We start from the raw sequence: 25,269 nt of genomic DNA, 5'->3' as shown, positions 1-25,269 counted from the left end.
TTTTAAACAAATATGGTTTTAGTATAGAAAGAATGTAGCTAACAAAAGTTACATCAACTTGGCAATTATCTCGGGAATAATAGTGGGGTTGCTTACGCTCACCGTTTTATGTCTCCCCAGTTCGCCCCGTATAATGCTCACTTGAGACTTAGCCACTTTGCATTGCTTGGCTAAATACTTGACGAGGTGCTGATTAGCTTTACCATCAATGGGTGGGGCGGTAATGGCAATTTTTAACTCTTCGTCATGTAAACCTACAATGGCATCTCGGCTGGCCTTGGGTTGCACGTAAACCTGCAAAAGCAGGCTTACGTCATCATAACTAATCGCCGGCAATTAAACGATCTGCCATATATAAAACCATTCGCCGATGAGAAGGTTAAGGAAGTTAAGTCCGATAAACAATACCAAGACGGACAAATCTAACCCGCCAATTGATGGCAGAATACGGCGAATTGGCGACAGTAGTGGTTCGGTTAATTGGCCAAGTACGTATTCAACCGGGCTTCTTCCCTGGCTTACCCAGCTTAAAATAGCGCGCAGTAACAATACCCAGAACAGCAGCATTCCAGCTTCTTTTATAATATTTACAAGCGATAACAAAGGTACAGAAGATAAGTCAAATCCCACGACTCCAAGTCTCGTAGATATTTGCCCGCCAGTGATAAAGTATAAAGCCACCCATTTTGCAGCCACTACAGCAAAAGCAATCACTACTGCTGCCCAATCTACTCCGGCAAAACCGGGAATGATTCGACGCAATGGCACTACCACAGGGTTAGTAACTTTAACCACAAATTGGCTGAGTGGGTTGTAGAAATCGGCACGAGCCAATTGCAGCCATACACGTAACAACACCACCATTAAGTAGAGGTTGAATACAACTTCAATTAAGTAACTAGACGCTTGCATAGGATCCTCTGATTAAATTAAAACAAACTTTCCATTTCACGACCGCGTTCTACCGCAGCGTTCATGGCGTTGGCAACCACTTTACGTAAACCTTGTTCTTCAAAAATTCGAACCGCCTCGGCAGTGGTACCACCTTTAGAAGTAACATTGGCCCGAAGTGTCGCTAAATCAAGGTCTGGGTTTGCTGCAACCAATTCGGCACTGCCTAAAGCTGATTGTTGCACTAAGGTTCTGGCTTGCTCTGGGCTAAAGCCAAGTTGCTCAGCATGCTGTTGCATGGCTTCCATAAACATGAAGAAATAGGCAGGTGCACTACCTGCAGCAGCAATAATGTGGTTAATGTCGTCTTCTTGCTTCACCCAGCAGGTTTCGCCTACCGCTTGCATTAGCTGTTCTGCTGCGGCGATTTGCTCGGCACTTACGTCGCTAGGGGCGTATAAACCGGTCATGCCGCGGCCAACTAAAGCGGGAGTATTAGGCATGGTGCGAACAACGGCTACCTGCTCACCTAACAAACCTTTTAAGCGTTGTACGCTAATACCAGCCGCAATTGATACAAACAGCTTACTGCTTAGGTCTATACCTAAGTCGGCGATAGCCTGACAAACAACCGCCATAAGCTGCGGTTTAACCGCTAACACAATAACATCACTTTGGTTTATGGCTTGGCCATTATCACCGGTAACATTTACCGAGAACTGCTGCTGAAGCTTTTGCTGTTGTTCAACATTGGGATCGCTAGCGGTAATGTCGCCAGCATTTGCGCCGTTGGCAATTAGGCCGCCAATTAAACTGCTGGCCATGTTACCGCCACCAATAAACGCAATTCGAGCTGTCATGTTGTATTCCTTTATTCGTAAAAGTTAGCTTCGTTGGCCAAAGATAGCACTGCCGACCCGCACCATGGTGCTGCCGTTATTGATGGCTAGCTGCATATCGCTGCTCATCCCCATGGAAAGGGTATCGACACTAGCATACTGGCTTTGCAATTCAGCATATTTTTTGGCCATTGCGGCAAATTGTTGCGCAAGCTCTTGGCCTTGATTCAAATTTTGTGGAATGGCCATTAAACCGCGTAAACACAGCTGTGGCTGTTGCGATATGTGTGCAGCCAAATGATTAACATCTTCTAGGCTCACTCCTGATTTGGCTTGCTCTCCGCTAATATTAACTTGAATACATACTTGTAGCGGTGCCATGTTGCTAGGGCGTTGAGCGGCTAGGCGGTCGGCGATTTTGGCGCGCTCTAGCGTTTGCATCCAATCGAAGTGTTCTGCGACCAAGCGGGTTTTATTGGATTGTAAGGGACCAATAAAATGCCATTCAATGGGATCGTTTAGCCACGCTTGTTGCTGGCTAAGGTTTATTTTGTCCACGCCTTCTTGCACGTAGTTCTCGCCAAACTTGCGCTGGCCTGCTTGATAAGCGGCAGCAATGTCACTCAAAGGCTTGGTTTTACTAACGGCTAATAAATCAACAGCATCACTGGGGCGATGTGCTTGAGCTAACGCTTGCTGAATTTCGTGGTTAACAAATTGAAGTGCTTGGGTAATACTGCTCATAGTCTCACATTGAGGAAACAATTAAATGGATGTTACTGAATTACTGGCCTTTAGTGTAAAACATAACGCGTCGGATCTACACCTATCTGCCGAATTACCACCAATGATTCGAGTTGATGGCGAAGTGCGTAAAATTAATATGCCAGCATTAGAGCATAAACAAGTACACAGCTTGATTTATGACATTATGAACGACAAGCAGCGCAAAGAGTACGAAGAAAACTTAGAGATCGATTTCTCGTTTGAAGTGCCAAGTGTTGCTCGCTTCAGGGTAAATGCTTTTCAACAAAGCCGCGGCGCAGCAGCAGTGTTTCGTACCATTCCCTCGGAAGTATTGAATTTAGACCAATTGGGCGCGCCTGCTATCTTTCGCCAAATTGCAGATCACCCACGTGGCTTAGTTTTAGTCACCGGCCCTACTGGTTCGGGTAAATCAACGACCTTGGCGGCGATGATTGATTATGTGAATGAGCAACGTCACGAGCATATTCTGACGATTGAAGACCCTATCGAATTTGTACACAAAAACAAAAACTGTTTGATTAACCAGCGTGAAGTTCACCGTGATACGCACAGCTTTAACAACGCCTTGCGTTCGGCGCTGCGTGAAGATCCCGATATTATTCTGGTGGGTGAATTACGTGATTTGGAAACCATTCGCTTAGCGCTTACCGCGGCCGAAACCGGTCACTTAGTATTTGGCACCTTGCACACTACCTCGGCGGCTAAAACCATTGACCGTGTGATTGATGTATTCCCAGCGGCTGAAAAAGACATGGTTCGTTCAATGTTGTCTGAATCATTACGTGCAGTAATTGCGCAAACCCTGCTTAAAAAACTAGGTGGCGGCCGTGTTGCAGCCCATGAGATTATGATTGGTATACCAGCCATTCGTAACTTGATTCGAGAAGATAAAGTGGCGCAAATGTACTCGGTAATTCAAACCGGTATGGCGCATGGCATGCAAACCCTTGATCAAAACCTTAAAGAGTTAGTGAACCAAGGCATGGTGTCATATGAAGACGCTAAGCTTAAAGCAGCTGACGCAAATAACTTTTAGGAGTCACCATGTTAATTGATGAACTACTGAGTGATATGTCGGAGCGTAAAGCCTCCGATTTATACTTATCGGTTGGCGTTCCTCCTAGTGCAAAAGTGAGTGGTCGCTTAACACCGTTAAGCGAGCATAAGCTCATGCCTGAAGATGTTATGGAAATGCTGGCAACCATTCGCACGCCCGCTCAAATTGAGGCATTTGAAAGCGGACGAGAGGCTAACTTTGCTATCGCCCGTAAAGGTTTGGGCCGTTATCGTGTGAGCGCATTTTTTCAGCGCGAACAGCCAAGCATGGTGATTCGTAGAATTGAAACCGATATTCCCAGCTTTGAGCAGCTTCAACTGCCACAAATTCTTAAAGAAGTGGGAATGTCTAAACGTGGTTTGATTCTGTTTGTAGGGGCAACAGGTGCCGGTAAATCGACTACTCAGGCGAGCATGATTGATTACCGCAACCACAATTCTAGTGGGCATATTCTTACCATTGAAGACCCAGTGGAATTTATGCACAAACATGCTGGTTGTATTGTTAATCAGCGAGAAGTGGGCATTGATACGCCGTCGTTTGAAGAAGCGTTGAAAAACTCGTTGCGCCAAGCGCCAGACGTTATTCTTATTGGTGAGATCCGTACTCGTGAAACCATGGAATTTGCCCTGCAGTTCTCTGAAACCGGCCATTTATGTATGGCGACCTTGCACGCCAACAACGCCAACCAAGCCTTAGACCGAATTATGCACCTTGTGCCTGAAGAACGTCATCGCCAGTTATGTTTTGATTTGTCTTTTAACTTGCGAGCGATTGTGGCGCAGCAGTTAGTGCCAACCAAAGATGGTAATGGGCGCCGTGGTGTATTTGAGATCCTACTTAACACCCCATTGGCTGCAGATTTAATTCGTAAAGGCGACATGCATAAGCTGAAAGAGCTCATGACTAAGTCGCGTGAACAGGGCATGTTAACCTTTGACCAAAGCTTGTTTGAACTCTATGAATCGGGTGTGATTGGCTATGCCGAGTCAATTGCGCACGCAGATTCGCCAAACGATTTGCGCTTGATGATTAAATTGCATGGCTCTGAAAAATCGAATAACTTAGATGGCGGAATGTTAGATGGGGTAACCATCGATTTTTAAGGTCATTAAAGGAGCATTATGTTAGCCGTTATTTCACCCGCTAAAACCTTAGATTTTAGTTCAGAGTTAGCCAAGCAATCGCATACTCGCCCGGAGTTGCTAGAGCATAGTGCTGAGCTAATTGATGTGGCTAGGCAGTTAAGCCCGGCGGACATTTCTAGCTTGATGAAAATTAGCGATAAACTTGCGGGGTTAAATGCGGCTCGATTTGCTGAATGGAGCACTGAGCTACCGCAAGACTTGGCTCGCCAGGCTATTTTTGCGTTTAAAGGCGACGTTTACACCGGCTTAGATGCTGCCAGCTTAAGCGGCAAACAGCTGGATTATGCTCAGCAGCATTTACGTATATTGTCGGGTTTATATGGTTTGTTACGTCCGCTTGATTTGATGATGGCTTATCGCTTAGAAATGGGCATAAAGCTGGCCAATGCTCGCGGTACTAATTTGTATCAGTTTTGGGGTGACATAATCACCAGCAAGTTAAATCAGGCTTTAGCTGAACAAGGTGACAATGTGCTGGTGAACTTGGCGTCGAATGAGTACTTTAAGGCAGTAAAAACCAAGCAACTTGATGGCACGGTAATTACGCCGGTCTTTAAAGATCAAAAGAACGGCCAATACAAAATCATCAGCTTTTACGCGAAAAAAGCGCGTGGTTTAATGGCTCGCTACATGTTCGATAAGCAGGTGACTAGCTTGGAACAATTGAGTGATTTTGATTACCAGGGTTACTACTTTGATGAAGCGAGCTCTGATGCCAGCACTCTCGTGTTTCTGCGCGACGAAGCCCAGCAATAGTCATTCTCTTTTTTAGATGATAAAGCCTCATTTCGATGGGGCTTTTTTATACGTAAAATCTTTACAGCGCCTCGTGAAAAGTAGGTGAACTGTTTACGCTAAGAATCAGCTTAACCAAGCTCGCGCCTATTGTTTGTAGCCTTCGCCAGCCCATAATTTTTTTTCTGAAGCCCTATTTGCAAATTAGATAAACTCGTTATTTGTTATTCGCCATAGGACAGATGATTATGCGTGGTATTCGATGGAGCTAAGTTTTCGCGTTAAATGTGTAATCTGGAAATAGTACTTAGCTAGATCTAGGGCTACGCCTTTATTTGGGTGGGATTACACGGTTAAAGAATTCCTCAGCAAGGTGTCGCTAACCCTCTATAGGTGTTAATGAGCTGTTGTTTCCCTGCCGTAATTTTGACCGTGCATATGATCTGCGCAGCTGCATTCCTATTGGTATAGGCTTTGATTGCGAGTCGCCAAAGACCTCTGTTGGAGTTCACCAATCAATTTAACAAAACCACCTTATTGATTTTAACCTTAAATTCACTTGAGCTTTTACTCCTGCCCTGCCAATATCAAAAGTAGCGGCCGAAGAGCAGCTTTATTTGGTAAATAACTGACTTATTTTTTACTCAAGGTAATCGACAAGAATCGTCGAGCAAGGCCATATGGAGATAATATGAAAAATAAGATTGCAGTGATATTGGCGCTAGTTGGCGCAACCACCTTGGCAGGGTGTTCAAGTCCTCCTGAGGGAGATGTTAGAGTATTGTGTCCCATTATTGGCGGTGCTTTTGGTTCTGTTGCTGGCGGAGGAGGCATGGTTGGTGGTGTTATCGCTGGTGCCTTAATATGTTCAAACCCTGATTTAGACGGCGACGGTGTGGCCAACAGTATTGATGAATGTCCAGACACGCCTGCTGGCGCAAAAGTTGATGAACGTGGCTGTGAAATTGTAGAAGAAGTCATTGTTGAAGAAATTGTTGTTGAGGAAGTCGTCATTGAAGAAGTCGCGGTAGTTGCTGTTGCAGCGGCGGTTTTAATCCCCGAATCTTGTGAGCAATATGTGTTGGTTGAAGACAATAAAATAATGAGCTTTGAACACATTTTGTTTGGCTTTAATAAAGATGAATATCATCACGACGAGCAACATAAAGTAGAGTGTATTGCTAAAACCGTGATTGCCAATGACCTCAAAATTGATGCGGTTGGTTATACCGATAACATTGGTGACCCAGGTTACAATATAGAATTAAGTAATCGTCGTGCTCATAACGTTGGTGTAGCGTTATTGGCTGCCGGTGTCACTAGAGATGCTGCAGTTGAAGAAGGTAAAGGTATTGCCGCTCCCATTGCTAGTAATGCAACTGAAGAAGGACGCGCGCATAACCGAAGAGTGGAAGTACGCGTATACCATTAACATTACTGCTCTCTTAAATACAAAAAGCCACGCATAGCGTGGCTTTTTTAGTGGCTGTGTACCGTCCTAAATAAGGTTGACACATATCCAACATGAAATTGGAGAGTGTCATGAAAACAACCAGTAAACGTACCCAACGAAATTATTCTCTTGCCTTTAAATTGGCAGTGGTAGACCAAGTTGAAAAAGGCGAAATGTCTTATCGACAAGCTCAGGACCGTTATGGGATCCAAGGTCGCTCTACCGTTTTAGTTTGGCTTCGCAAACATGGTCGACTAGATTGGTCTAAAGGAATAGAGCATACGAGAATGGTAGGTACTGCTATGTCAAATTCTTCTTCGCCTCAAACCCCAGAGCAACGCATTAAAGAGCTAGAGAAGCAGCTAGAAGACTCTCAGATGAAAGCTGATTTCTTTGAAGCGGTGGTAAAAGTCATGGATAGAGACTTCGGAGTTCGGCTCTCAAAGAAGCGCAAGGCCGAGTTATTAAGGAAAAAGCGGTCCGAAAGCTAACTGTAACGAAAGCCTGTCACTTCATGGGTATTACACGGCAAGCTTTTTACAAGCGCGGTATTGCCCAGGCTCACCAAATACAAAAAGATGAGTCAGTGCTCAACTTTGTGAAAGTACAAAGAATGATGCACCCTCGTATCGGGGCTCGTAAGCTCAAGTACCTACTTGCCCAGAATGCTATCGATATTGGCCGAGACCGCTTATTCTCTTTACTAAGAATGAATCGATTATTAGTTCATAATCGAAGCGCTTACCATCGAACCACACATAGCAATCATCGTTTTTACTGCCATCCTAACCGCATAAAAGAAGGCCTAATACCAGAGAGACCAGAACAGCTATGGGTGGCTGACATCACCTACTTGGCAACGCTAAGCGGTGAAGCCTATCTCAGTCTCGTGACGGATGCTTACTCAAGAAAAATAGTGGGATATCACCTAGGTAAGGATATGAAAGCTTACACGGTCAAACAAGCATTCTTAAATGCGTTGAAGGAACGAAGGTCTATAGGGGAGCTTGTTCATCATTCGGACCGAGGTGTTCAGTATTGCTCCAGTGAATATCAAGCGATACACCGTCAGCAGAATGTATCTTGTTCGATGACAGACGGTTATGACTGTTATCAGAACGCCCTTGCGGAGAGAATAAATGGAACACTAAAGATGGAGTACTTGCTGAATAAACCTACAGACTTAAATGAGGCACGAAAAATGGTCGATGAATCGGTTAAGCTCTACAATGAATATAGGCCTCACGAGGCACTAAAATACAAAACGCCCGATGAAGTGCATCGAGCGTTTTAGTTAATCAAGTGTCAACCCATATCAGGACGGGTCACTGGCTAAGGCTTACTTCTTGGCTTTTTTGGCCAGCTTTTTAGCTCGTCCCTTGGCCTTCTTCTTAGCCGCTTTTTTAGCCTCTACTGTTTTTGGCTTTTTCTTCTTGGCTGGCGGCGCTGCAACACGATGTGTCGGGCGCAAGCTGTCAATCACGCGGCGTTTAATCGGTTCATCGGTATAGCGCTCTGCTTTAGCTAACGCACCCATATCATGCGCTTCGATTAGGTTTACAGCCATGCCTTTACGGCCTGCGCGAGCGGTTCGGCCAATGCGGTGTACATATACGTCTGGTGTACGAGGCATATCATAGTTAAATACGTGGCTAATCTCTGGCACATCTAAGCCGCGGGCTGCAACATCAGTGGCAATAAGGATCTTCACTTCGCCATCACGGAAGGCTTGCATCGCTTGGTTACGTTTGTCTTGAGCCATTTCACCGCGTAAGTAAGAGGCTTTAATGTCGTCACTTTGCAGTTGCTCCGCTAGTGCATACAGGCGGTCTCGGGTTTTTACAAAAACCACACAACGCTCGATTTCTTCGTTGAGTAAGTAATGACGTAATAATTGGTATTTGTGGGCGGCATCATCGCAAAAGTGCAATATTTGATGAATTTTAGCGCGTTCTCGGCGCGGTGAATCTACTTCAATTTGCTCAGGGTCTTCCATTACTTTTTCAGCAAAACGTAACAAACCTGAACCTTCTAACGTGGCAGAGAATAGCGCGGTTTGGCCTCGTTCACTGGTTGCATCACTAATGGTTTCCATGTCTTTAATGAAGCCCATATCGAGCATGCGGTCGGCTTCATCAAGAATGAGAACTTCAATGGCTTGGGTATCAAACACCTTGTAGGTGATGTACTCCATTAAACGGCCCGGCGTGGCAATAACAATATCAATGTTGCCTTTAAGCTGCTCGGCGTGTACATCGTATTTAACTCCACCGGTAATATCGATGGTAGTCAGATTGGTGTGAGCAGTGGCTAAACGCGCCTGCTCGGCAACCTGCATAGCAAGTTCGCGAGTAGGGGTTAAAATCAGTACTCGCCCTGGGCCTGCTTTACGGCGCGGGTAATCGAGCAAGTGCTGAATAGCCGGCAGTAAAAACGCCAAGGTTTTACCGGTGCCTGTGGGGGCGCTAGCCAATACATCTCGACCATCAAGCATAGCTGGGATCGTTTGCTGTTGGACCATCGTCGCTTTTTGCAAGCCCATGTCGCTTACAGCGGCTAATATTTGTGAGTCTAGGTCGAGGTCTTCAAAGGTCATAAATCTACCAAGTTGTCAGGCGCCATCGACTTGAACCAAAAGCGCGGGTCATTTACATTCGCGGCATAGTATAGCGCCAAACAGGGGCAAGCAAGAAGTGATCGAACACAATCAACGACCAGGTTTTACTTTTAAGCAGTTTCATGTTGCTCATGATCAAACCGCAATGAAGGTGGGAACCGATGGGATCCTGTTAGCTGCTTGGTCGCCTTTGCATAATATTAAGCGTGTTTTAGATGTAGGAACGGGCACTGGGCTGATTAGTTTAATCTTGGCCCAGCGATTGGCTGGTGAGGTGCTTATTGATGCCATCGATATCGAAACCGATGCTTGTTCTCAAGCCCAGCAAAACGTAGCACATAGTCCTTGGCCCTTGGCGATTAATGTTCAATTACAAAGTATGCAAAACCATCAGAGCGCGCAGAGCTACGATTTGGTTATTTCTAACCCACCATATTTTTCGGCTGGGCAAGTGTTTGAAGAAAAACGCCAACAAGCTAGGCATAGCGGTAGTTTAAATGCCCAGGCGTTTTTTGCTGCGCTAGCAAAATTAGCCCATCAACACACTCAACTGGCGGTGATCCTACCTTGTGACGTGGCCGAGCAATGGCTGCGTTTAGCTGAATTGGATGATTGGCATTTAGCGAGGCGTGCTCAAGTTCATTCTTTCGCCAATAAGCCAGCTATTCGCAGTATGTTGTTACTTACTAAATCACCGGTTTCGTGTTGCCAGCAAGAGCAAATTCTTATCTATCAACAAGATAAAAGCTACTCTACTCAGTTCGTTAATCTCTGTAGGGATTTGTACCTTAAAATGTGATTTTTGTTGGTGTTGAGTTGGATCAATTATCATTAATGTAGTTCGATATACTGGTTTTATGTTTAAAAGCCATGCTATATACTTCTCCGCTTAAAATTATAAATGATTGCAATCTACAACGAGGAATACACGTGACCAAAGCACTTGGATCATGGAACACAATTAGTTTAGGGATGATGGTATTTGCCTTCTTTTTAGGCGCGGGTAACTTAATTTTTCCACCTATGGCGGGCATGTTAGCAGGCGATAATTTGCTGTTATCGATGCTTGGCTTTTTAGTAACCGCGGTAGGTTTGCCATTGCTAGGCTTGTTGGCGATTGCTAAAGCTGGCGGCGGCATTGTTCATCTAGGTCGTTATTTGCCAAGTAAAGTGGCCAATGCTATCGCACTGGCTATTTACTTAGTGTTAGTGCCAATGTTTGGTATTCCTCGTACCTGTTTAGTGGCTTATGAGCTAGGTTTTGTACCTTTGGTAGAAAGTGCTAGCCAGCTAACCTTAATTGGCTACTCTCTGTTTTACTTTATTGCAGCACTATTCTTTATTTTACGTCGTGGCGGGCTGATCGACACTGTAGGTAAAATTATTACTCCGCTGTTGGTTATTTGTATCGCAGTGATTGGTGTGAGTGTATTTAGTGCACCGTTTGCCGAAATCGCCCCGGCTCAACAAAACTTTGCTGACATGCCATTTGGTCAAGGCTTTATCGATGGTTACAACACCATGGATGCCTTAGCTGCGCTAATGTTTGGTGTATTGATGATTGATGCGCTAAATGGCAAAGGTGTATCGGGTAAGTCTGAGCAATTTGGTTACTTGGTTAAAGCCAGTTTAATTGCCGCGGTGGGACTCACTCTGTTTTATGTTGTGCTGTTCTACTTAGGCGCAACCGCTACAGGTGTAGCGCCAGAGGCTAAAAACGGTGGCGAAATCATTGTCGCCTATGTTGGCGTGCTATTTGGTGCCAAAGGACAGTTTTTATTGTCTACGGTGGTTGGCTTAGCCTGTTTCACCACCGCTATTGGTGGTATTTCTTCGTTTTCTACTTATGTGAGTGACAATACCAAAATCTCTTACAAGCTCACGGCTATTCTAACGGCAGCGTGTTGTGCGCTGGTTGCTAACATTGGTTTGAATCAATTATTGGTTGTGTCTATTCCTATTCTGATAGGTATTTACCCGGTTGCAGTAGCATTGATTGCCTTTAATTTGTTGGTGGACTGGTTTAATCGTCCACAAATGGCGGCTCGTTTAATTATTGGTGTAGCCGCTATTTTTGGGGTACTTGATGCGATTAAAGCGGCAGGCGTAAATATGGATGCCTTTAATGTATTGCCTGGTTTCTCACAAGGTTTTGCTTGGTTATTACCCACTCTAGCGGCGGTAATGGTTAGCGTATTTGTTCGCGATAGCAAACAACAAGTGGTTGAAACCGCTTAATTGTTAAAGCGCTAGTAGCCCTGCTAGCGCTTTAGTTCTAATTATTCATCATAAAAAATCAACACAATCGGTTAGCTTACGTTTTTTTTGTTTGTCTTATCTCATTAGCTGAACGGCGGGATCTCGCATTCATTCAGCGTGGGTCATAACATGAATGATCATTAATTGCGCAGTGCAATACAAAATGGAGTTTGTCATGAAAGAAGTCCCATTTAGATGGATCGATCGCTATAACATTCATTTAAAGTTACAGGAGAAATTCCTGTTAATGTTTGCCTTTCCCATGTTGGCCTTGGTGGCCATTTTGCTTATTGTATCAAGTAATTTTGAACAGCATTTGGCGCAGGTACATTTGCAAGAAGCGCAATTGCTAAGCCAAGTGATTCAAGCCGAACCAGAGCATCTACGCAGCGTGTTATCGCGCGCGGGGTATTCGTTACAGCAAAATACAGTGACTTCGCAACACGACGATACCTCAATATTTGATTTGTTTTCGGGATTTCAGTACGCCAGTATCGCGGCCATTTTATTTGTGGCGGGTTTGCTGTTTTATTACATCATGACCTTTATTGGTGGGGCGATGTACCAAATACACAACGCCCTAGATATGCTGGCCAAGGGTGACTTAACCTATCGTTTAAACTATTTTCCTGTACGTGATGAATTTAGCTCTATTGCCATCATTATTGATAAAGTCGCAGAGCGCGAGCATCAACTGGTAAGCGAAACCAATGCCACCAATGGCTTGGTAAAGCAGCTTTGCGAGCAACTAAGCAGTACCAGTGAACAATGCAACAGCCTTAGTGTTCAGCAGCAAGACAGGGTTGATTCGCTGGCAAGTGCTATTGAGCAAATGGTGGTCACTATTCGCAACGTTGCCGCAAACGCTAATGATACCGCCGAGCAAACCGGCCAAGCTAATCAAGCTACCAGTGACGGGCAGCAAAAAGTAGAGCTAACCGTAGACGCCATTGAGCACCTAATGAATGACGTGCAACGAGCGGAACAAGCAGTAACTCAGCTAGAACAGCGCACGCAAGATATTGGCGCAGTGGTCACCACTATTAACTCTATTTCAGAGCAAACCAACCTACTGGCCTTAAATGCGGCTATTGAAGCGGCGCGAGCAGGCGAGCAAGGCCGTGGATTTGCGGTGGTGGCCGATGAAGTACGTAGTTTAGCTGGGCGCACCCAGCAAGCTACGGTAGAGATTCAATCGATGATTGAAGAGCTGCAATCTACCAGTTCCGGTTTAAGTTCTACAGTGAAAGAAAGTGTGCAGCGCGGTGAAACCAGCAAAGAGATGATGGGCGGAGTGCACCAAACTATTGCTGATATTCATCAGCGTACTGACATGGTCTCGGCAAAAATCTCTGAGATTGCTACCGCTTCCGAAGAACAAGGTGCGGTAGCCACAGGCATTTCGGATGATACTCATCAGTTGCGTGATCAAACGGTGTTGGTGACCGAACTCGTTCAAGGTTCAGACCAAGCGATTAAGTCTTTGTTAGAACAGGTAGAAGTGCTGGAATTACTGACTAAAGAGCTAAGTATTAAGCGCTAAGGTTTATTTAGGTAGGGTATCTGGTTAACTGCTCTTGCCCGATAAAGCGTTGAGTTACATGTATTTATAATTTAAATCTTATTAAGTCGGTTAAATGTGTCAGCTTTGTTTACATTTTTAGTGAAATTTTATTTGAAGAGATCCTAACCTACTGATTAAGTTTGATATTTTTAGGTGGTCTGCTTTTTGCTTTAGCCAGCGACGGATATAAAAAATATGATGTTACTTTAGGATAATTATCAATGACTAAGCTGTTCCCTTTATTGTTTCTAACTCTGTTTGCCAATCAACTAAGTGCCACTATCTTATCATTCGAAGATATACCTGGCGGTAGTGTGCAAAACCAATATGGGCATGCCCAATCGTACAAAGGTTTTAACTTCTCTAGCACACTCGATTGGTTAGATTTAGATGGTTCTCGTTGGAATTATGGCGCTAAGAGTGGTGAATTTGGCATGCTAAATAACCGTGGTGGTGTAGGCGTTATTACAGAACAGAATGGTGCGGATTTTACTTTTGATGGCCTTTGGGCGAAGAAATGGGCTACAGGTAAAGAATCTGGCGGCGCAGACTCTTCGTTTGGTATATTGCAAGGTTACAATAATGGTGTGTTAGCGTGGACTGTTGATACTAGTTTAAATGGTAGTTATGAGTACTATAGCGCTCAAACAGGCTTGATCGATGAGTTACGTTTGGGTTTTGGTGGTATCTTTTTAGTTGATGATATTGTGCTAAATGAAGACGTTTCTGCAACAGTTTCTGAGCCTGCAACCTTGGCCATTTTTGGTTTAGGTTTGGTGGGGCTTGGTTTTGCTCGAAAGCGTAAAGTAAACTAATTTATATTTAGGTGAACATCAAATGCCCTGACAGCTGTCAGGGCATTTTTATGTTTGGAGTAGTAAGCTTCTAACGAGCATTGGCTTAGGTTTAGGCTAACTGTTTCAGTTCTTCTTTCAGCTGCTCACACCATTGATGAATGCGTTCATCACTTTGTTCAAACTGGTGTTCGTCGTCTAGCGCTAAACCATAGAAGAATTCTCCGTCTTCAGTAAGCGCTTTAGAAGCTTCAAATTCGTAACCTTGGTTTGGCCAAAAGCCAATAAAGTTTGCGCCAGAAGGCGCTAATTGCTCAAACAACATGCCCATTGCATCTAAAAACCATTCGCTGTAACCAATTTGATCACCCAAGCCAAACAGGGCGATGGTTTTGTTTTTTAAATCTAGGCCTTCAAGGTTGTCCCATACCGCTTCCCAATCTTCCTGTAATTCGCCATAATCCCAAGTAGAAATACCGAGGATAAGTAGCGAATAATCACTCATTTGCTGCACGTCGCAATCTTTGATGTTGAATACATCAAGGTTGTGCTCAGCAAATTCAACTTGAATCTTTTCAGCTGCCATTTCGGTGTAACAGGTAGAAGAGCCGTAGAACAGGCCAATGCGCATGCGATGCATCCTTTAAAGCGTTGGAGAGTGCGCGGGCAGTGTACCAAAAGCCTTTAGTAACACCAATATGCTAAGTCTTAGCTTTGTAATGTAGTGAGCGAAATGACAAGTAAGTACGTTAAATCAAAAGCCAGCAAAATAGATAATCCGCATATTAACCGTTTTATCGAGCAACTGTGGTTTGAGCATAGCCTTGCCGAAAACACTCTTAATTCCTACCGAAACGATCTTAACCAGCTTGCCTGTTATTTACAGGGCAAACAGCTTGCGATTGAATTAGCTGAAGCATTGGATTTGCAAGGGTTTATCGCTTCGCGATTTGAGTTAGGTCAAAAGCCTGCTAGTGCGGCTAGGCAGTTATCTACCATGCGGCGTTTTTATCGTTTTTTACTGCAGGATAAAATCCGTACTACCGACCCTTGTGCATTGCTGGTACAACCCAAGCTGCAAAAGAAGCTCCCCGGCACCCTAAGTGAAAGTGAAGTTGAAGCCTTGTTAGATGAACCGCAGCTCGATGATCCTATTCAGCATAGAGACTTAGCCATGTTAGAGGTTTTGTATGCCACTGGCTTGCGTGTTACCGAGTTAGTGAGTTTACAAATAGAACAGGTGAGTTTACGCCAAGGTTTAGTCAGAGTCGTAGGCAAGGGCGGTAAAGAACGTTTAGTGCCTTTAGGTGAACAGGCTGTCGATGTATTAGAGCACTATTTAAAACTCGCTCGCCCAATGTTACTTAAACAAGAGAGTGACGTATTGTTTCCTAGCTTGCGTGGTAGCCAAATGACTCGGCAAACTTTTTGGCATCGCATTAAGCGTTATGCGAGTTTGGCGGGTATAAATAGTCATTTGTCGCCGCATACCTTACGTCATGCGTTTGCGACCCACTTGTTGAATCATGGTGCTGATTTGCGTGTGGTACAAATGCTGTTAGGCCATAGCGATTTGTCTACTACGCAAATCTACACCCATGTTGCTAATGAGCGTTTACGCTCGGTGTACCAGCAGCATCATCCGCGCGCTTAAATGCGCTAGTAAGCGCTTTGTAATTAAAATTTTTGCATTTAAGCCATAGAGACGGTAAGTTTTGCTGTGTTTGCACGGTCTGCTTAAACACCCCTAATTCGGAGAAGATTTAATGAAATTATCCAAGGCCTTACTGTTGTCGATGAGTTTCTTCGGCCTGAGCCTAAATAGCGCGTGGAGTGAAGACGCAGCCCAGTTAAGCGCTGTTAAACTAGATACCAGTAAAACACAACATGTCATTGAAGCACGTTTAGGGGTAAGTGTTGACTCCATTGCTGAAACGCCGCTGGCGGGAATATATGAAGTAGCCACCAGCCAAGGTTTATTTTACGTAAGCTCAGACGGAAACTATTTACTGCAAGGTAGCTTGTTTGATTTAGTGAACCGGGTAAATCTAACCGACCAAAGTATGTCTAAGGTGCGTTTAACGCAACTGGCTAGCTTTGAAGATGACATGATCGTATTTAAAGCTAAGGATGAAAAACACGTTATTACGGTGTTTACCGATACGAGTTGTGGCTATTGTCGTAAGCTGCATAACGAGCTTTATACTTATAGAGATAAGAACCCAGAAACCAATAAAGTAGAAGACCTTCCAGGTTACACCGACTTGGGTATTACTGTTCGTTACTTAGCTTTCCCGCGTGGTGGAGTGGAGTCGCCAGTGTATGGTGAAATGCAAAGTGTATGGTGCGCCGATGATAAAACAGCCGCTATGAGCGCAGCTAAAAATGGTAGCAACGTAGCACGTAGTAGCTGCGATAATACGGTATTAAAACAGTATCAATTAGGCGAAGCCTTTGGAGTACGTGGCACGCCAGCTATGGTATTGGAAGATGGCACTATGTTACCAGGCTACCGCCCACCTGCTGCTTTGCTTGAGTATTTAGAGCGCGGCTAAACATTAAGCGCCTATAATTGGGCTCCTGCTTTTTAATTAGAGCGGAGCCTTTTTTATTTACTTCAAAAAAGAGTAAACCAACCTTGCTATTACGCCGCAGAGAAGACCTAGATACCCAAGCATTACCCAAAGACTGGCCAGAGCTGATAAAGCAGGTTTATGTACGCCGTGGCGTAAAAACCGCAGCCGACGTAGAGCGCCGAGCGCAAGCTTTGTTGCCGTTTCAAGGTTTACAAGGCATGGACGATGCGGTGAATTTACTCATCGAAAATCTCAGCGTAAGAAAGAAGATAGTGATTGTGGGCGACTTTGATGCCGATGGCGCTACCAGTACCGCGCTGTTAATGGCGGGCTTGCCACAGTTTGGTTTTCGCCCGGTAGACTTTTTAGTGCCTAATCGTTTTGAGTATGGCTATGGTTTAAGCCCTGAGATTGTAGAGTTGGCTGCCGCTAAGGGCGCCGAGCTTATCATTACCGTTGATAATGGCATCTCGAGTATTAGCGGTGTAGAAAAAGCCAGTGCCTTGGGGATCCCGGTATTAATTACCGATCACCACTTACCTGGGGAGCAACTCCCCAAAGCAGCAGCGATTGTTAACCCTAATTTGTCGGCTTGTGCTTTTCCTAGTAAAAGCTTAGCGGGTGTGGGGGTTGCTTTTTATTTGCTAATGGCGCTGCGTAGCAAAATGCGTGAACAAGATTTGTTTGCAAAACAAGGTTTGCAAGAACCTAATATTGCCAGCCTACTGGATTTGGTGGCGCTTGGCACGGTAGCTGATGTAGTCCCTTTAGACAGCAATAACCGTATTTTGGTACACCAAGGCTTACAGCGTATTCGAGCGGGTGCGTGTCGCCCGGGCATTCAAGCCTTAATTGAAGTGTCTGGCAGAAATAAAGCCAATATGGTGGCCAGTGATTTAGGATTCGCTATTGGTCCACGTTTAAATGCTGTGGGTCGCCTAGATGACATGAGCTTGGGTATTCACTGTTTACTGAGTGACGATATTCATCATGCTCGCCAGTTAGCTAGCGAAATGGATAGCCTGAACAGCGAGCGTAAAGATATTGAACAAAGCATGCAGCAGGAAGCGCTGATTAGTGTGAACAAGCTGAGCTTAGATGCCGAATCACTCCCTAAAGCCTTGTGTTTATATCAAGCAGATTGGCACCAGGGTGTGGTGGGATTGGTGGCTTCGCGTATTAAAGAAAAGTATTACCGCCCAGTGTTTGCGTTTGCCGATGGCGATAATGGCGAGGTGAAAGGCTCGGGTCGCTCCGTCGCAGGAGTTCATTTACGTGATTTGTTAGAACGTATTGATACTCAGAATCCTGGTTTAATTAGCAAGTTCGGTGGCCACGCTATGGCTGCGGGGTTATCGTTGCCGCAAGCGCGCTTTGCTGAGTTTAAAGCGTGCTTAGAAAATACCGCGAAAGATTTTATAGATGAAGAGTGTCTTACTCATATGCTGCTTAGTGATGGCGAGCTGCTACCCGAGCAATTGGTACTCGGTTTTGCTGAAATGCTCAGGGAATCAGGTCCTTGGGGGCAAGGCTTTCCTGAACCATTATTTGATGGCGAATTCGAGCTTTGTGCACAACGGGTAGTAGGCGAGAAACACTTAAAAATGAGTGTAAAGCTGCCCGGCATGTCGCAAGAAATAGATGCTATAGCATTTAATGTCGATCGAAGTATTTGGCCAAATGCCAGCCTAAAACAGGTTCAGTTGGTTTACAAATTAGATGTAAATGAATTTAGAGGGCGCCGCAGTGTGCAGTTAATGATTGAGCATTTAGCGCCACTGTAAGTTGCTCGTTATCGGAGAATGAAATAAATGTCTGAATCACTCATCGTTATTTGCCCTAGTTGTAACGCAGGTAATCGTTTGCCTCAATCGCGTATTGGCGAACAGGCTAAATGTGGGAAATGCAGTGAAGCCTTATTTAAGGGCGAACCGATAGATACGGATGAAGCAGGTTTTGCACGCCATATTGGTGGTGAGTTACCCGTTATCGTCGACTTTTGGGCACCTTGGTGTGGCCCATGTAAAAGCATGGCTCCAGCCTACGAACAAGTGGCTAAGCAGTTTGCTCACCAAGCACAGTTTTTAAAAGTGAATACTGAAGAGCAACAAGCCTTAGCGCAGCGCTATCAAATTTGCTCTATTCCCACATTGATGTGCTTTAAAAGCGGTAAACTGCTCGGACAACAAGCAGGGGCTTTACCTGCCCAAGCTATGCAGCAATGGATTGAGCAGTTTGTGTAATGAGTCAAAGCTGTATCTAGATAAAATGCCCAGCACATCGCTGGGCATAGTTTAGTTAGTTGGTCGTTAAGTTATGAAGGTGAGTGATGGCTTTAATCGCATTATCGAAAGAAAAGGCAACATTGGGCTCGGCGAGCAAAAGTGTTTCTAAGCTTTCGGGCTCAACTAATACAGCTTGGTGAATAGCACCATTGTAATCAATTAGGGCCCAGTCTATTGCCATGTAAGCGCCCGCATACTCGTAGGGAGAGTTAATTCTTACAATAGCTAAATTAGCTACCGTGTCATGTTTTACTGTCCAGCGACTATCACCTATCTCGATGGTATCGTCGTCTATCAACACGTAGTTAACTTGCCCAGGAAGAATTAATTCAGCAATTTGCTCTAAAGTTTTTCCCTCGATAGAGCCATTGCTTATGAAGCTATCTTCGTCACTGACATCTACCATAATCAAGGGAACAGTAGGATAAGACACCATTTTGTAGCCATATCCTGCAAAGTTAGCGTCATCCCAGGTCCAGGGGACATCGCTAATGTTTAGCGCTGCATTTAATGCGCCTTGTTTAGATAGATCAACTTGCTTTGCGTAGATTTTAAAATTCACGTCTAAAATAGCACTGGATACTAACAAGTAATCATCAACCACTTGCATGTCATCGCCGTCATTAAAGAACTCTGTTTCAGGAAGAATATTCCATGAAGTTCCATTCCAAACATTTGAGGTAAGTGAGCTTGTCTCCGACTGCTGCTCTTCAAAAGTGTTGTCACTCATCGAATAAGCAATGGAGTAAGGCTGAGGATCTTGGGCAAATACTTCGATATTGATGGTATCTTCATCAAAGTGGTTGAGCGGATCGTTGGAGACGTTAGCGATGTAGCTTTCATCCCAGCTTAATATCTGTTGGTACTGCTCTAAGCTCAGTCTGCTAGGTGAAAACTCACCAGGAGTAGTCGGGGGTGTAGTGGGTTTGTTTGCGATTGGCGTTCCATCATCACCTCCGCCACATCCTGCCAAGGTTAAACTGATTGCTATCGTTATGGCACTTAAGGTTTTATTCATGTTTATTCCGTTAATACTTCGAATGACGTCATTGTCTTAGATTCAAAAAACGCTCGATAATGACATAAAAGTTATTAGCTGGTCTATTGTTTTGTAAGATGGTTAGTGGTGGCGTTATGTGAGGCGATAGAACTAGGCGAGATTACAAAAATGGGCTTATAAGTAAGTGACTTAGCAGCGACAGACTAACTATTGGCTATTGTTTTTCATTAGCAGCAAGGTCAGTACTATTTTACTCGGTACCATCAGTAATAAACCCAGACCAATAGTAACGGCGATAATCTGCACACCACGAACGCCCATTGATACGTTAATGTTGGAAAATAGTGCTAAACCCACGCCCAGTATCACTAATGCTAAACCTATAGCGATTACGATATACAACAAATATGTCCAAGCCTTTTGAGTCATTGCTAGTGTCTATGGTTTGAGCGATGACGACTATTATTGAGCAGTAAAATTTGGCGTGCTTTGCGCTAGCGCTAGCGCAGGCTAAGGCTGATTGCTTACAACCTCAAATTTCCCCTTGCTGCTTATGGTATCTAATACTGCAATGTTGTCTTGCCACAATAGCTTCCCTTCCACTCGCCAGCGGGAGTTTAAGTTTGGATTGCTGGCCGCTGGAGCGATAATAATCACCGAGAGAGCTTGGTTGGGTAAAACTTTCGCATGAATATAGAGGGTATTGTCTTGTAATGGGCTAATACCTTTCACCACAATGCTTCCTTCTGCCCAAGCTGCAGTTTGGCTGCTTAATGCTTGCTCTAGAGCTAGTTTGGGGAGTTTCTTAAATGGGCTGGCTGGGGCCCAAGTGTAGTAGCAAAACAAAGCAATTAATAAGGCTAATACAAAAGGGATGCGTTTATCGATGACTCGAGGATCTTTTACCATTTTTCTCACTTATAACGTCATATTTCTTAGTCCAGCATAACTGGGTTTTAGGCACTTAGCGCCCACCTGTTACATCCAAAATACTACCAGTTACGTAAGACGCTTTATCTGAAATAAGCCAAGCGATCGCTTCGGCTATTTCTTCTGGCTCGCCGCCTCGCTGGAGCGGAATTGCACTTCTTAATCGCTCAATACGATTTGGCTCGCCACCATCTGCATGCATTTCTGTGTGTATAAACCCAGGACGAACACCATTTACGCGTATTGCTTGCTCGGCTAATTCGAGAGATAAGCCTTTGGTTAGCGTATCTATGGCCCCCTTGCTTGCTGCATAGTCAATGTATTCAAAAGGCGAACCTACACGAGCCGCAGCTGAAGATACATTAACAATGCTTCCTCCAGATCCGCCATGGCTAGTTCCCATTCTCTTAATCGCGTATTTACAGCACATGAATGCACTCGTGACATTAACGCTAAAAAGCTGATTAATTCGCTGAGCGTTCATTGCTTCAAGCCGCATTTGAGGAAACAACATTGCGGCGTTGTTGACTAGCGCGTTGATTGGCCCAAGCTGCTGATCTATATGATTAAAAAGTTGCTTAACTTGGTGTTCATCACTGATATCCGCTCTTATGGCAATGGCGGTACCTCCTGTAGATTGAATACGTTCTACGACCTCTGATGCTGCGGCTTGGTTTTTCTTATAGTTGATACATACCGAATAGCCTTGTTCAGCGAGCAAACATGCCGTGGCTGCGCCTATTCCTCTGCTCGAACCGGTCACTAAAGCAACCTTGCTCATCCATGCTCTCCTTCGCTTCAACATTTTATTCTATGCTAGCAAGCTTAACACCTTAACTGAATAGCGTTACAGCTCGTATTAAGTGGCGAACCTTCGAACTATTGTGCGAGACATTTGAGTGTGAAGCATTGGTTTTAAGCCTAAACCTTTCTAGACTCAAGCCACTTATTGTTACTTGAAGAGATTTATTATGGATATTACCTTTGACCTTGCCCGTGCATTGACTGAAAAAGCTTTAGGCCTTGCTAGTGAGAAACAAGCAAGTATTGCGGTAGCAGTAGTAGATGCACATGGTGAGTTAGTGAGTTTTGCGCGTATGGATGGTGTCGCATTTCATGCTGCGGTGTTGGCCCAGAATAAAGCCTATACGTCGGCGCGTGACCGCCAACCTACCGCCAATTTAGCTGCTTGGGCTCAAGAAACTGGCAAAGATATGGGCTATTGGAGTGATGCTCGTTTTACAGGTATTCAAGGCGGCGTGCCAATTTATCAACATGACCAAGTGGTTGGAGCGCTAGGTATTAGTGGCATGAGTGAGCAAGATGACGCTACTTTAGCTCAAGCCGCAATCGATACCTGCGTTTAATTCAGATCAAACTTTTGTCACGAAGCGCAGATCTTTGATTTGCGCTATTGATTAATCTCTCATATTATTCCCCGTTAATCTTATCCGTCAACTCGCCTATAGATTGTCTTAAAGGCGTAATAGGCTTGAGTAATAGTCCTTAATCTTAGTGAGTTTTAAGGTTTTCTTTTCTTTAAAACTTGAGAAACGTAGGTTTACCTATAGCTTAGTCATTTTATTTGGATACAAAGTGGCAACAGCTTTGGTTGGTTAGATTAGGCATTTAGCTGCCCACTTATTGGGCATGGCTGCTTTGGTAGTTACAGCAATGAAATACAGGGAAGTAATAATGATTGTTCAAATTAACAGGCTTTTAAATCAATTTCTTAAAATGAGCTTGGTTACGTCGCTGTTGTTATTAACTGCTTGTATCGATGAAGAGGAAGAAGTGTCTCCTGTATCTAACTCCGATGCAGCAGTGCAGGTTAAAAACTTGCGCCTACAAGAAGGTACTACAAAGCTTGCCGTTGGTGACTCCTCTCAGTTGGTTGTTAATGCTGACTACAATAATGGTACTACTAAGCCTTTGCCTAAATCAGGCCTTATTTGGCGCTGTGAAGGCTTTGCTGTAGATATTAGTTCAAGTAGTGAAGTGAGTGCGGTCAAAGCTGGTGAGTCAAACTGCATTGTTTCATTTAGTATGTTACAACTCGCAGTAGATTTTGTCGTCGCAGCAAATGATAATCCGACTTCACCAGGAGATGGTGATACCACTTCACCAAGTGATGTTCGCAAGCTTCGTTTAGGTGCTGGGGAAACGTCTTTGAAAGAAGGTGACACCTCTCAATTAGTTGTTAACGGTGTTTATGCTGATAATTCAACTACGCCTATAGCAAACTCTGAGCTTGTTTGGCAATGTGATAGCCCAGCAGTGAATATTAGCGCCACTAGCTTCCTAAGTGCATATAAAGCTGGCGAGTCTATTTGTAAAGTCAGTTGGAACGCGTTGACGCTCTCTGTAAACTTCGTAGTAACAGCCAGTGAAGTCCTACCTGATTTTATTAGTACCATTCCTCAAGGGCATTTGATTCTTCCTTTGGCTACTAAGCAAGACATTAAGCTTACCGGATACTTCTCCAATGGCACCAGTGAGTCTGAGCCTTCTGACGCAACATTGAGCTGTGATACTAGTAACGTTAGCTTAGATGCAGAGAATGTGTTGACCACCGAGAGTGTAGGCCAAGCCACTTGTACCGCTACTTGGAAAGAAAAGACTGCTCAGCTTCTGGTCACTGTGGTTGATTCTGCAGCTACTCAACGTAAATTGTCCTTAGCCTCTCTCGACCACTTGCGCTATTCCAATGAAGATTATAGTAAATTTGCTGCTTGGGTAGATAGAGCAGTAGAAGGTAATCCAGGTTACGGCTTTTCGCCTACAGACGCAGTCTACATGTATTATTTGACCCAAGATAAAAAATACATTGATTTAGCGATCGAAGATGTAGAAGCGCAAGTTGTTGCTGCAGAAGCAAAAATGGCAGAGGGTGACAAACCTAAAACCAGTTTCGATTCTTATTTGTATGTAGGCGGCTTTATATCTGAACTGGCTTTTACCTACGACTACGGCTATGAATTGTTAAGTGAAAGCCAGCGCACTCGATGGAAAAACTATGCCGAGCAAGCTATTTGGAATGTATGGAATCACGGTGAGGCTGAATGGGCTGGTAATTCTTTCCCTTGGAGTGGTTGGGCAACCACCAATCCAGGCAATAATTACCATTTCAGTTTTTTAAAGGCCACCATGACTTGGGGTTTGGCCTCTCAAAATACCACTTGGCTAAATCTATTAAACGATGACAAGTTGCCTAAGTTAGTGGCTTATTATGAAGGATTTGATAAGGGGGGCAGCCGCGAAGGAACCGGTTATGGGGTGGCTCAAGGGAAGCTATTTGAACTTTACCAAATTTGGAAAGACACTACTGGTGAAGACCTCTCAGCAAAATCTGTTCACTCTAAAGAAACCATTGATTATTGGATTCATGCAACTACTCCACCACTTGAAATGTTCGCTCCGATTGGCGACCAGTCTCGTGTATCTAAACCGGTGCTTTTTGACTACCACGAGAACTTGGTACAGCGTGCTGCTTCGCTAAATGTAGGCACTGATGAAGCTAAACGCGGTAAGTGGTGGTTAGACAATAATTCAGTTGACCCTATTCGCTACGGTTTTAATCTACATACCACCTTGTTACAGCAAGAACTGAATCAACTAGAACCTACAGAGTTGGTATATCACGCAACGAGTGCTGGGCACTTGTTTGTTAGATCTTCTTGGAATAGTGACGCCACTTGGTTATCAGCAGTAGCGGGTATTTATGATGAGTCTCACGCTCACCGTGATCAAGGTTCGTTCAGTTTGTATAAAAATGATTGGTTAGCGGTAACTCAGAACATTTGGTCTCATAGTGGTATCCATCAAGAGTCCGAAGTACATAACATGGTGCGTTTTGTCGAAGAAGGAGAAACCATTCTCCAAAAACGCGGCACCGAAGCAACTATGGATTACACCGTTAATGGTGCTGAAACTGTCATCAATATGGATCTAAGTGGTATTTATGCGGCTTATGATTCGGTCACTTCGTGGAAGCGAGATATTAGTTTTACCGCAAACAAAGTGTTGGTAACTGACCAGTGTGTGGTAGCGGATAGTGTTTCTGCTATTTGGCAGATTAACGTGCCGCTAGAACCGGTTATTAATGGTGATGGTTCGATAACCGCAGGCAACTTATTGATTACGCCTATCACTCCGGCAAACCCGGCAGTTAATGTTGTTAATTGGTTTGTGGAAAACCCCGCGAAATTTAAAGAGCCTCGCTACAAAATCGAATTGCAAGGCGCAGGCTGTAACTATCAAGTACAGTTAGATGTATTGAATTAATCATCTAAACAGTAGATAAAAATAAGGAGCCGATATGGCTCCTTTTTTATTGTTAGTGTACCGTCCTAA

General features: G+C 44.3%; 25 protein-coding genes. 15 read left to right on the top strand and 10 right to left on the bottom strand.

Annotation, left to right across the window (positions count from 1 at the left end):
* Positions 1-48: 48 nt before the first annotated feature.
* From yggU to ACLD71_RS00685, 4 genes are read right to left on the bottom strand one after another with little or no spacing between them, the layout of a single operon-like run.
* Positions 49-336 (bottom strand): DUF167 family protein YggU, encoded by a 288-nt coding sequence (yggU, locus tag ACLD71_RS00700; protein ID WP_137674189.1) that lies wholly within the window; start codon positions 334-336, stop codon positions 49-51.
* The gene (locus ACLD71_RS00695) at positions 337-912 is read right to left on the bottom strand and encodes a YggT family protein (RefSeq protein WP_137674188.1); all 576 of its coding nucleotides are present in this window, start codon (positions 910-912) and stop codon (positions 337-339) included.
* 17 nt (positions 913-929) lie between these two features.
* Entirely contained in the window at positions 930-1,751 is an 822-nt protein-coding gene (gene proC / locus ACLD71_RS00690; RefSeq protein ID WP_411992406.1) for a pyrroline-5-carboxylate reductase, read from the bottom strand.
* A gap of 24 nt (positions 1,752-1,775) precedes the next feature.
* Positions 1,776-2,474, bottom strand: a complete 699-nt coding sequence (locus ACLD71_RS00685; protein WP_411992404.1) for a YggS family pyridoxal phosphate-dependent enzyme — start codon at positions 2,472-2,474, stop codon at positions 1,776-1,778.
* 25 nt (positions 2,475-2,499) lie between these two features.
* Here ACLD71_RS00685 and ACLD71_RS00680 point away from each other — a divergent pair, with 25 nt between their 5' ends.
* The 5 genes from ACLD71_RS00680 to ACLD71_RS00660 all read left to right on the top strand — a co-directional run bounded on the left by ACLD71_RS00680 (position 2,500) and on the right by ACLD71_RS00660 (position 8,185).
* Positions 2,500-3,534: a type IV pilus twitching motility protein PilT gene (locus ACLD71_RS00680; RefSeq protein WP_137674185.1), complete on the top strand. Its 1,035-nt coding sequence runs from the start codon at positions 2,500-2,502 to the stop codon at positions 3,532-3,534.
* Between the two features lie 8 nt (positions 3,535-3,542).
* A complete protein-coding gene (locus ACLD71_RS00675; protein WP_411992402.1) occupies positions 3,543-4,661 on the top strand; it encodes a PilT/PilU family type 4a pilus ATPase in 1,119 nt (372 codons plus the stop codon).
* An 18-nt stretch (positions 4,662-4,679) separates the two neighbouring features.
* Positions 4,680-5,459, top strand: coding sequence for a peroxide stress protein YaaA (gene yaaA, locus ACLD71_RS00670; protein WP_411992400.1), 780 nt, complete (start codon positions 4,680-4,682; stop codon positions 5,457-5,459).
* A 670-nt stretch (positions 5,460-6,129) separates the two neighbouring features.
* Entirely contained in the window at positions 6,130-6,870 is a 741-nt protein-coding gene (locus tag ACLD71_RS00665) for an OmpA family protein (protein WP_303512341.1), read from the top strand.
* 110 nt (positions 6,871-6,980) lie between these two features.
* Positions 6,981-8,185 (top strand): IS3 family transposase gene (locus tag ACLD71_RS00660; RefSeq protein ID WP_411992398.1). Its coding sequence is split into 2 segments (ribosomal slippage): positions 6,981-7,368 and positions 7,368-8,185, totalling 1,206 coding nucleotides; the frame shifts between segments, so codons are not numbered across the junction.
* Positions 8,186-8,230: 45 nt separating this feature from the next.
* On the opposite strand, the gene srmB is transcribed toward ACLD71_RS00660, so the two are convergent.
* Positions 8,231-9,487 (bottom strand): ATP-dependent RNA helicase SrmB, encoded by a 1,257-nt coding sequence (gene srmB, locus ACLD71_RS00655; RefSeq protein ID WP_137674859.1) that lies wholly within the window; start codon positions 9,485-9,487, stop codon positions 8,231-8,233.
* Between the two features lie 97 nt (positions 9,488-9,584).
* Here srmB and ACLD71_RS00650 point away from each other — a divergent pair, with 97 nt between their 5' ends.
* The 4 genes from ACLD71_RS00650 to ACLD71_RS00635 all read left to right on the top strand — a co-directional run bounded on the left by ACLD71_RS00650 (position 9,585) and on the right by ACLD71_RS00635 (position 14,146).
* Entirely contained in the window at positions 9,585-10,307 is a 723-nt protein-coding gene (locus ACLD71_RS00650) for a tRNA1(Val) (adenine(37)-N6)-methyltransferase (protein ID WP_411992396.1), read from the top strand.
* Positions 10,308-10,438: 131 nt separating this feature from the next.
* Positions 10,439-11,746, top strand: a complete 1,308-nt coding sequence (gene brnQ / locus ACLD71_RS00645) for a branched-chain amino acid transport system II carrier protein (protein WP_411992395.1) — start codon at positions 10,439-10,441, stop codon at positions 11,744-11,746.
* A gap of 196 nt (positions 11,747-11,942) precedes the next feature.
* Positions 11,943-13,310 (top strand): methyl-accepting chemotaxis protein, encoded by a 1,368-nt coding sequence (locus ACLD71_RS00640; RefSeq protein WP_161985206.1) that lies wholly within the window; start codon positions 11,943-11,945, stop codon positions 13,308-13,310.
* A 242-nt stretch (positions 13,311-13,552) separates the two neighbouring features.
* Complete coding sequence (locus tag ACLD71_RS00635; protein ID WP_411992393.1) at positions 13,553-14,146, top strand: PEP-CTERM sorting domain-containing protein; 594 nt, start codon at positions 13,553-13,555, stop codon at positions 14,144-14,146.
* 91 nt (positions 14,147-14,237) lie between these two features.
* On the opposite strand, the gene fldB is transcribed toward ACLD71_RS00635, so the two are convergent.
* Positions 14,238-14,756, bottom strand: coding sequence for a flavodoxin FldB (gene fldB, locus ACLD71_RS00630; protein WP_411992391.1), 519 nt, complete (start codon positions 14,754-14,756; stop codon positions 14,238-14,240).
* Between the two features lie 102 nt (positions 14,757-14,858).
* On the opposite strand from fldB, the gene xerD reads away from it, so the two are divergent.
* From xerD to trxC, 4 genes are all read left to right on the top strand, one after another.
* Positions 14,859-15,779: a site-specific tyrosine recombinase XerD gene (gene xerD / locus ACLD71_RS00625; protein WP_411992389.1), complete on the top strand. Its 921-nt coding sequence runs from the start codon at positions 14,859-14,861 to the stop codon at positions 15,777-15,779.
* A gap of 112 nt (positions 15,780-15,891) precedes the next feature.
* Complete coding sequence (locus ACLD71_RS00620) at positions 15,892-16,680, top strand: thioredoxin fold domain-containing protein (RefSeq protein ID WP_411992387.1); 789 nt, start codon at positions 15,892-15,894, stop codon at positions 16,678-16,680.
* Between the two features lie 83 nt (positions 16,681-16,763).
* On the top strand, positions 16,764-18,485 hold the full coding sequence (recJ, locus tag ACLD71_RS00615) for a single-stranded-DNA-specific exonuclease RecJ (protein WP_411992386.1): 1,722 nt from the start codon (positions 16,764-16,766) through the stop codon (positions 18,483-18,485).
* Positions 18,486-18,512: 27 nt separating this feature from the next.
* Positions 18,513-18,944, top strand: coding sequence for a thioredoxin TrxC (trxC, locus tag ACLD71_RS00610; RefSeq protein ID WP_411992385.1), 432 nt, complete (start codon positions 18,513-18,515; stop codon positions 18,942-18,944).
* Positions 18,945-18,999: 55 nt separating this feature from the next.
* Here the strand turns inward: trxC and ACLD71_RS00605 are convergent, their stop codons facing one another.
* The 4 genes from ACLD71_RS00605 to ACLD71_RS00590 all read right to left on the bottom strand — a co-directional run bounded on the left by ACLD71_RS00605 (position 19,000) and on the right by ACLD71_RS00590 (position 21,697).
* Positions 19,000-20,004, bottom strand: coding sequence for a hypothetical protein (locus tag ACLD71_RS00605; protein WP_411992384.1), 1,005 nt, complete (start codon positions 20,002-20,004; stop codon positions 19,000-19,002).
* A gap of 189 nt (positions 20,005-20,193) precedes the next feature.
* Positions 20,194-20,415: a hypothetical protein gene (locus ACLD71_RS00600; protein ID WP_411992382.1), complete on the bottom strand. Its 222-nt coding sequence runs from the start codon at positions 20,413-20,415 to the stop codon at positions 20,194-20,196.
* An 81-nt stretch (positions 20,416-20,496) separates the two neighbouring features.
* On the bottom strand, positions 20,497-20,895 hold the full coding sequence (locus ACLD71_RS00595) for a hypothetical protein (protein ID WP_137674871.1): 399 nt from the start codon (positions 20,893-20,895) through the stop codon (positions 20,497-20,499).
* Positions 20,896-20,950: 55 nt separating this feature from the next.
* Positions 20,951-21,697, bottom strand: a complete 747-nt coding sequence (locus tag ACLD71_RS00590; RefSeq protein ID WP_411992380.1) for an SDR family oxidoreductase — start codon at positions 21,695-21,697, stop codon at positions 20,951-20,953.
* Between the two features lie 190 nt (positions 21,698-21,887).
* On the opposite strand from ACLD71_RS00590, the gene ACLD71_RS00585 reads away from it, so the two are divergent.
* Complete coding sequence (locus ACLD71_RS00585; protein ID WP_137674873.1) at positions 21,888-22,283, top strand: GlcG/HbpS family heme-binding protein; 396 nt, start codon at positions 21,888-21,890, stop codon at positions 22,281-22,283.
* Positions 22,284-22,611: 328 nt separating this feature from the next.
* Positions 22,612-25,200, top strand: coding sequence for a hypothetical protein (locus ACLD71_RS00580; RefSeq protein WP_411992378.1), 2,589 nt, complete (start codon positions 22,612-22,614; stop codon positions 25,198-25,200).
* Positions 25,201-25,269 lie beyond the last annotated feature (69 nt).

The organism is Agarivorans sp. DSG3-1 (assembly GCF_046774965.1).
Taxonomy (GTDB): domain Bacteria; phylum Pseudomonadota; class Gammaproteobacteria; order Enterobacterales; family Celerinatantimonadaceae; genus Agarivorans.
Note: the sequence above shows the minus strand (reverse complement) of the source record. Positions and strands in the feature narration are given on the sequence as shown.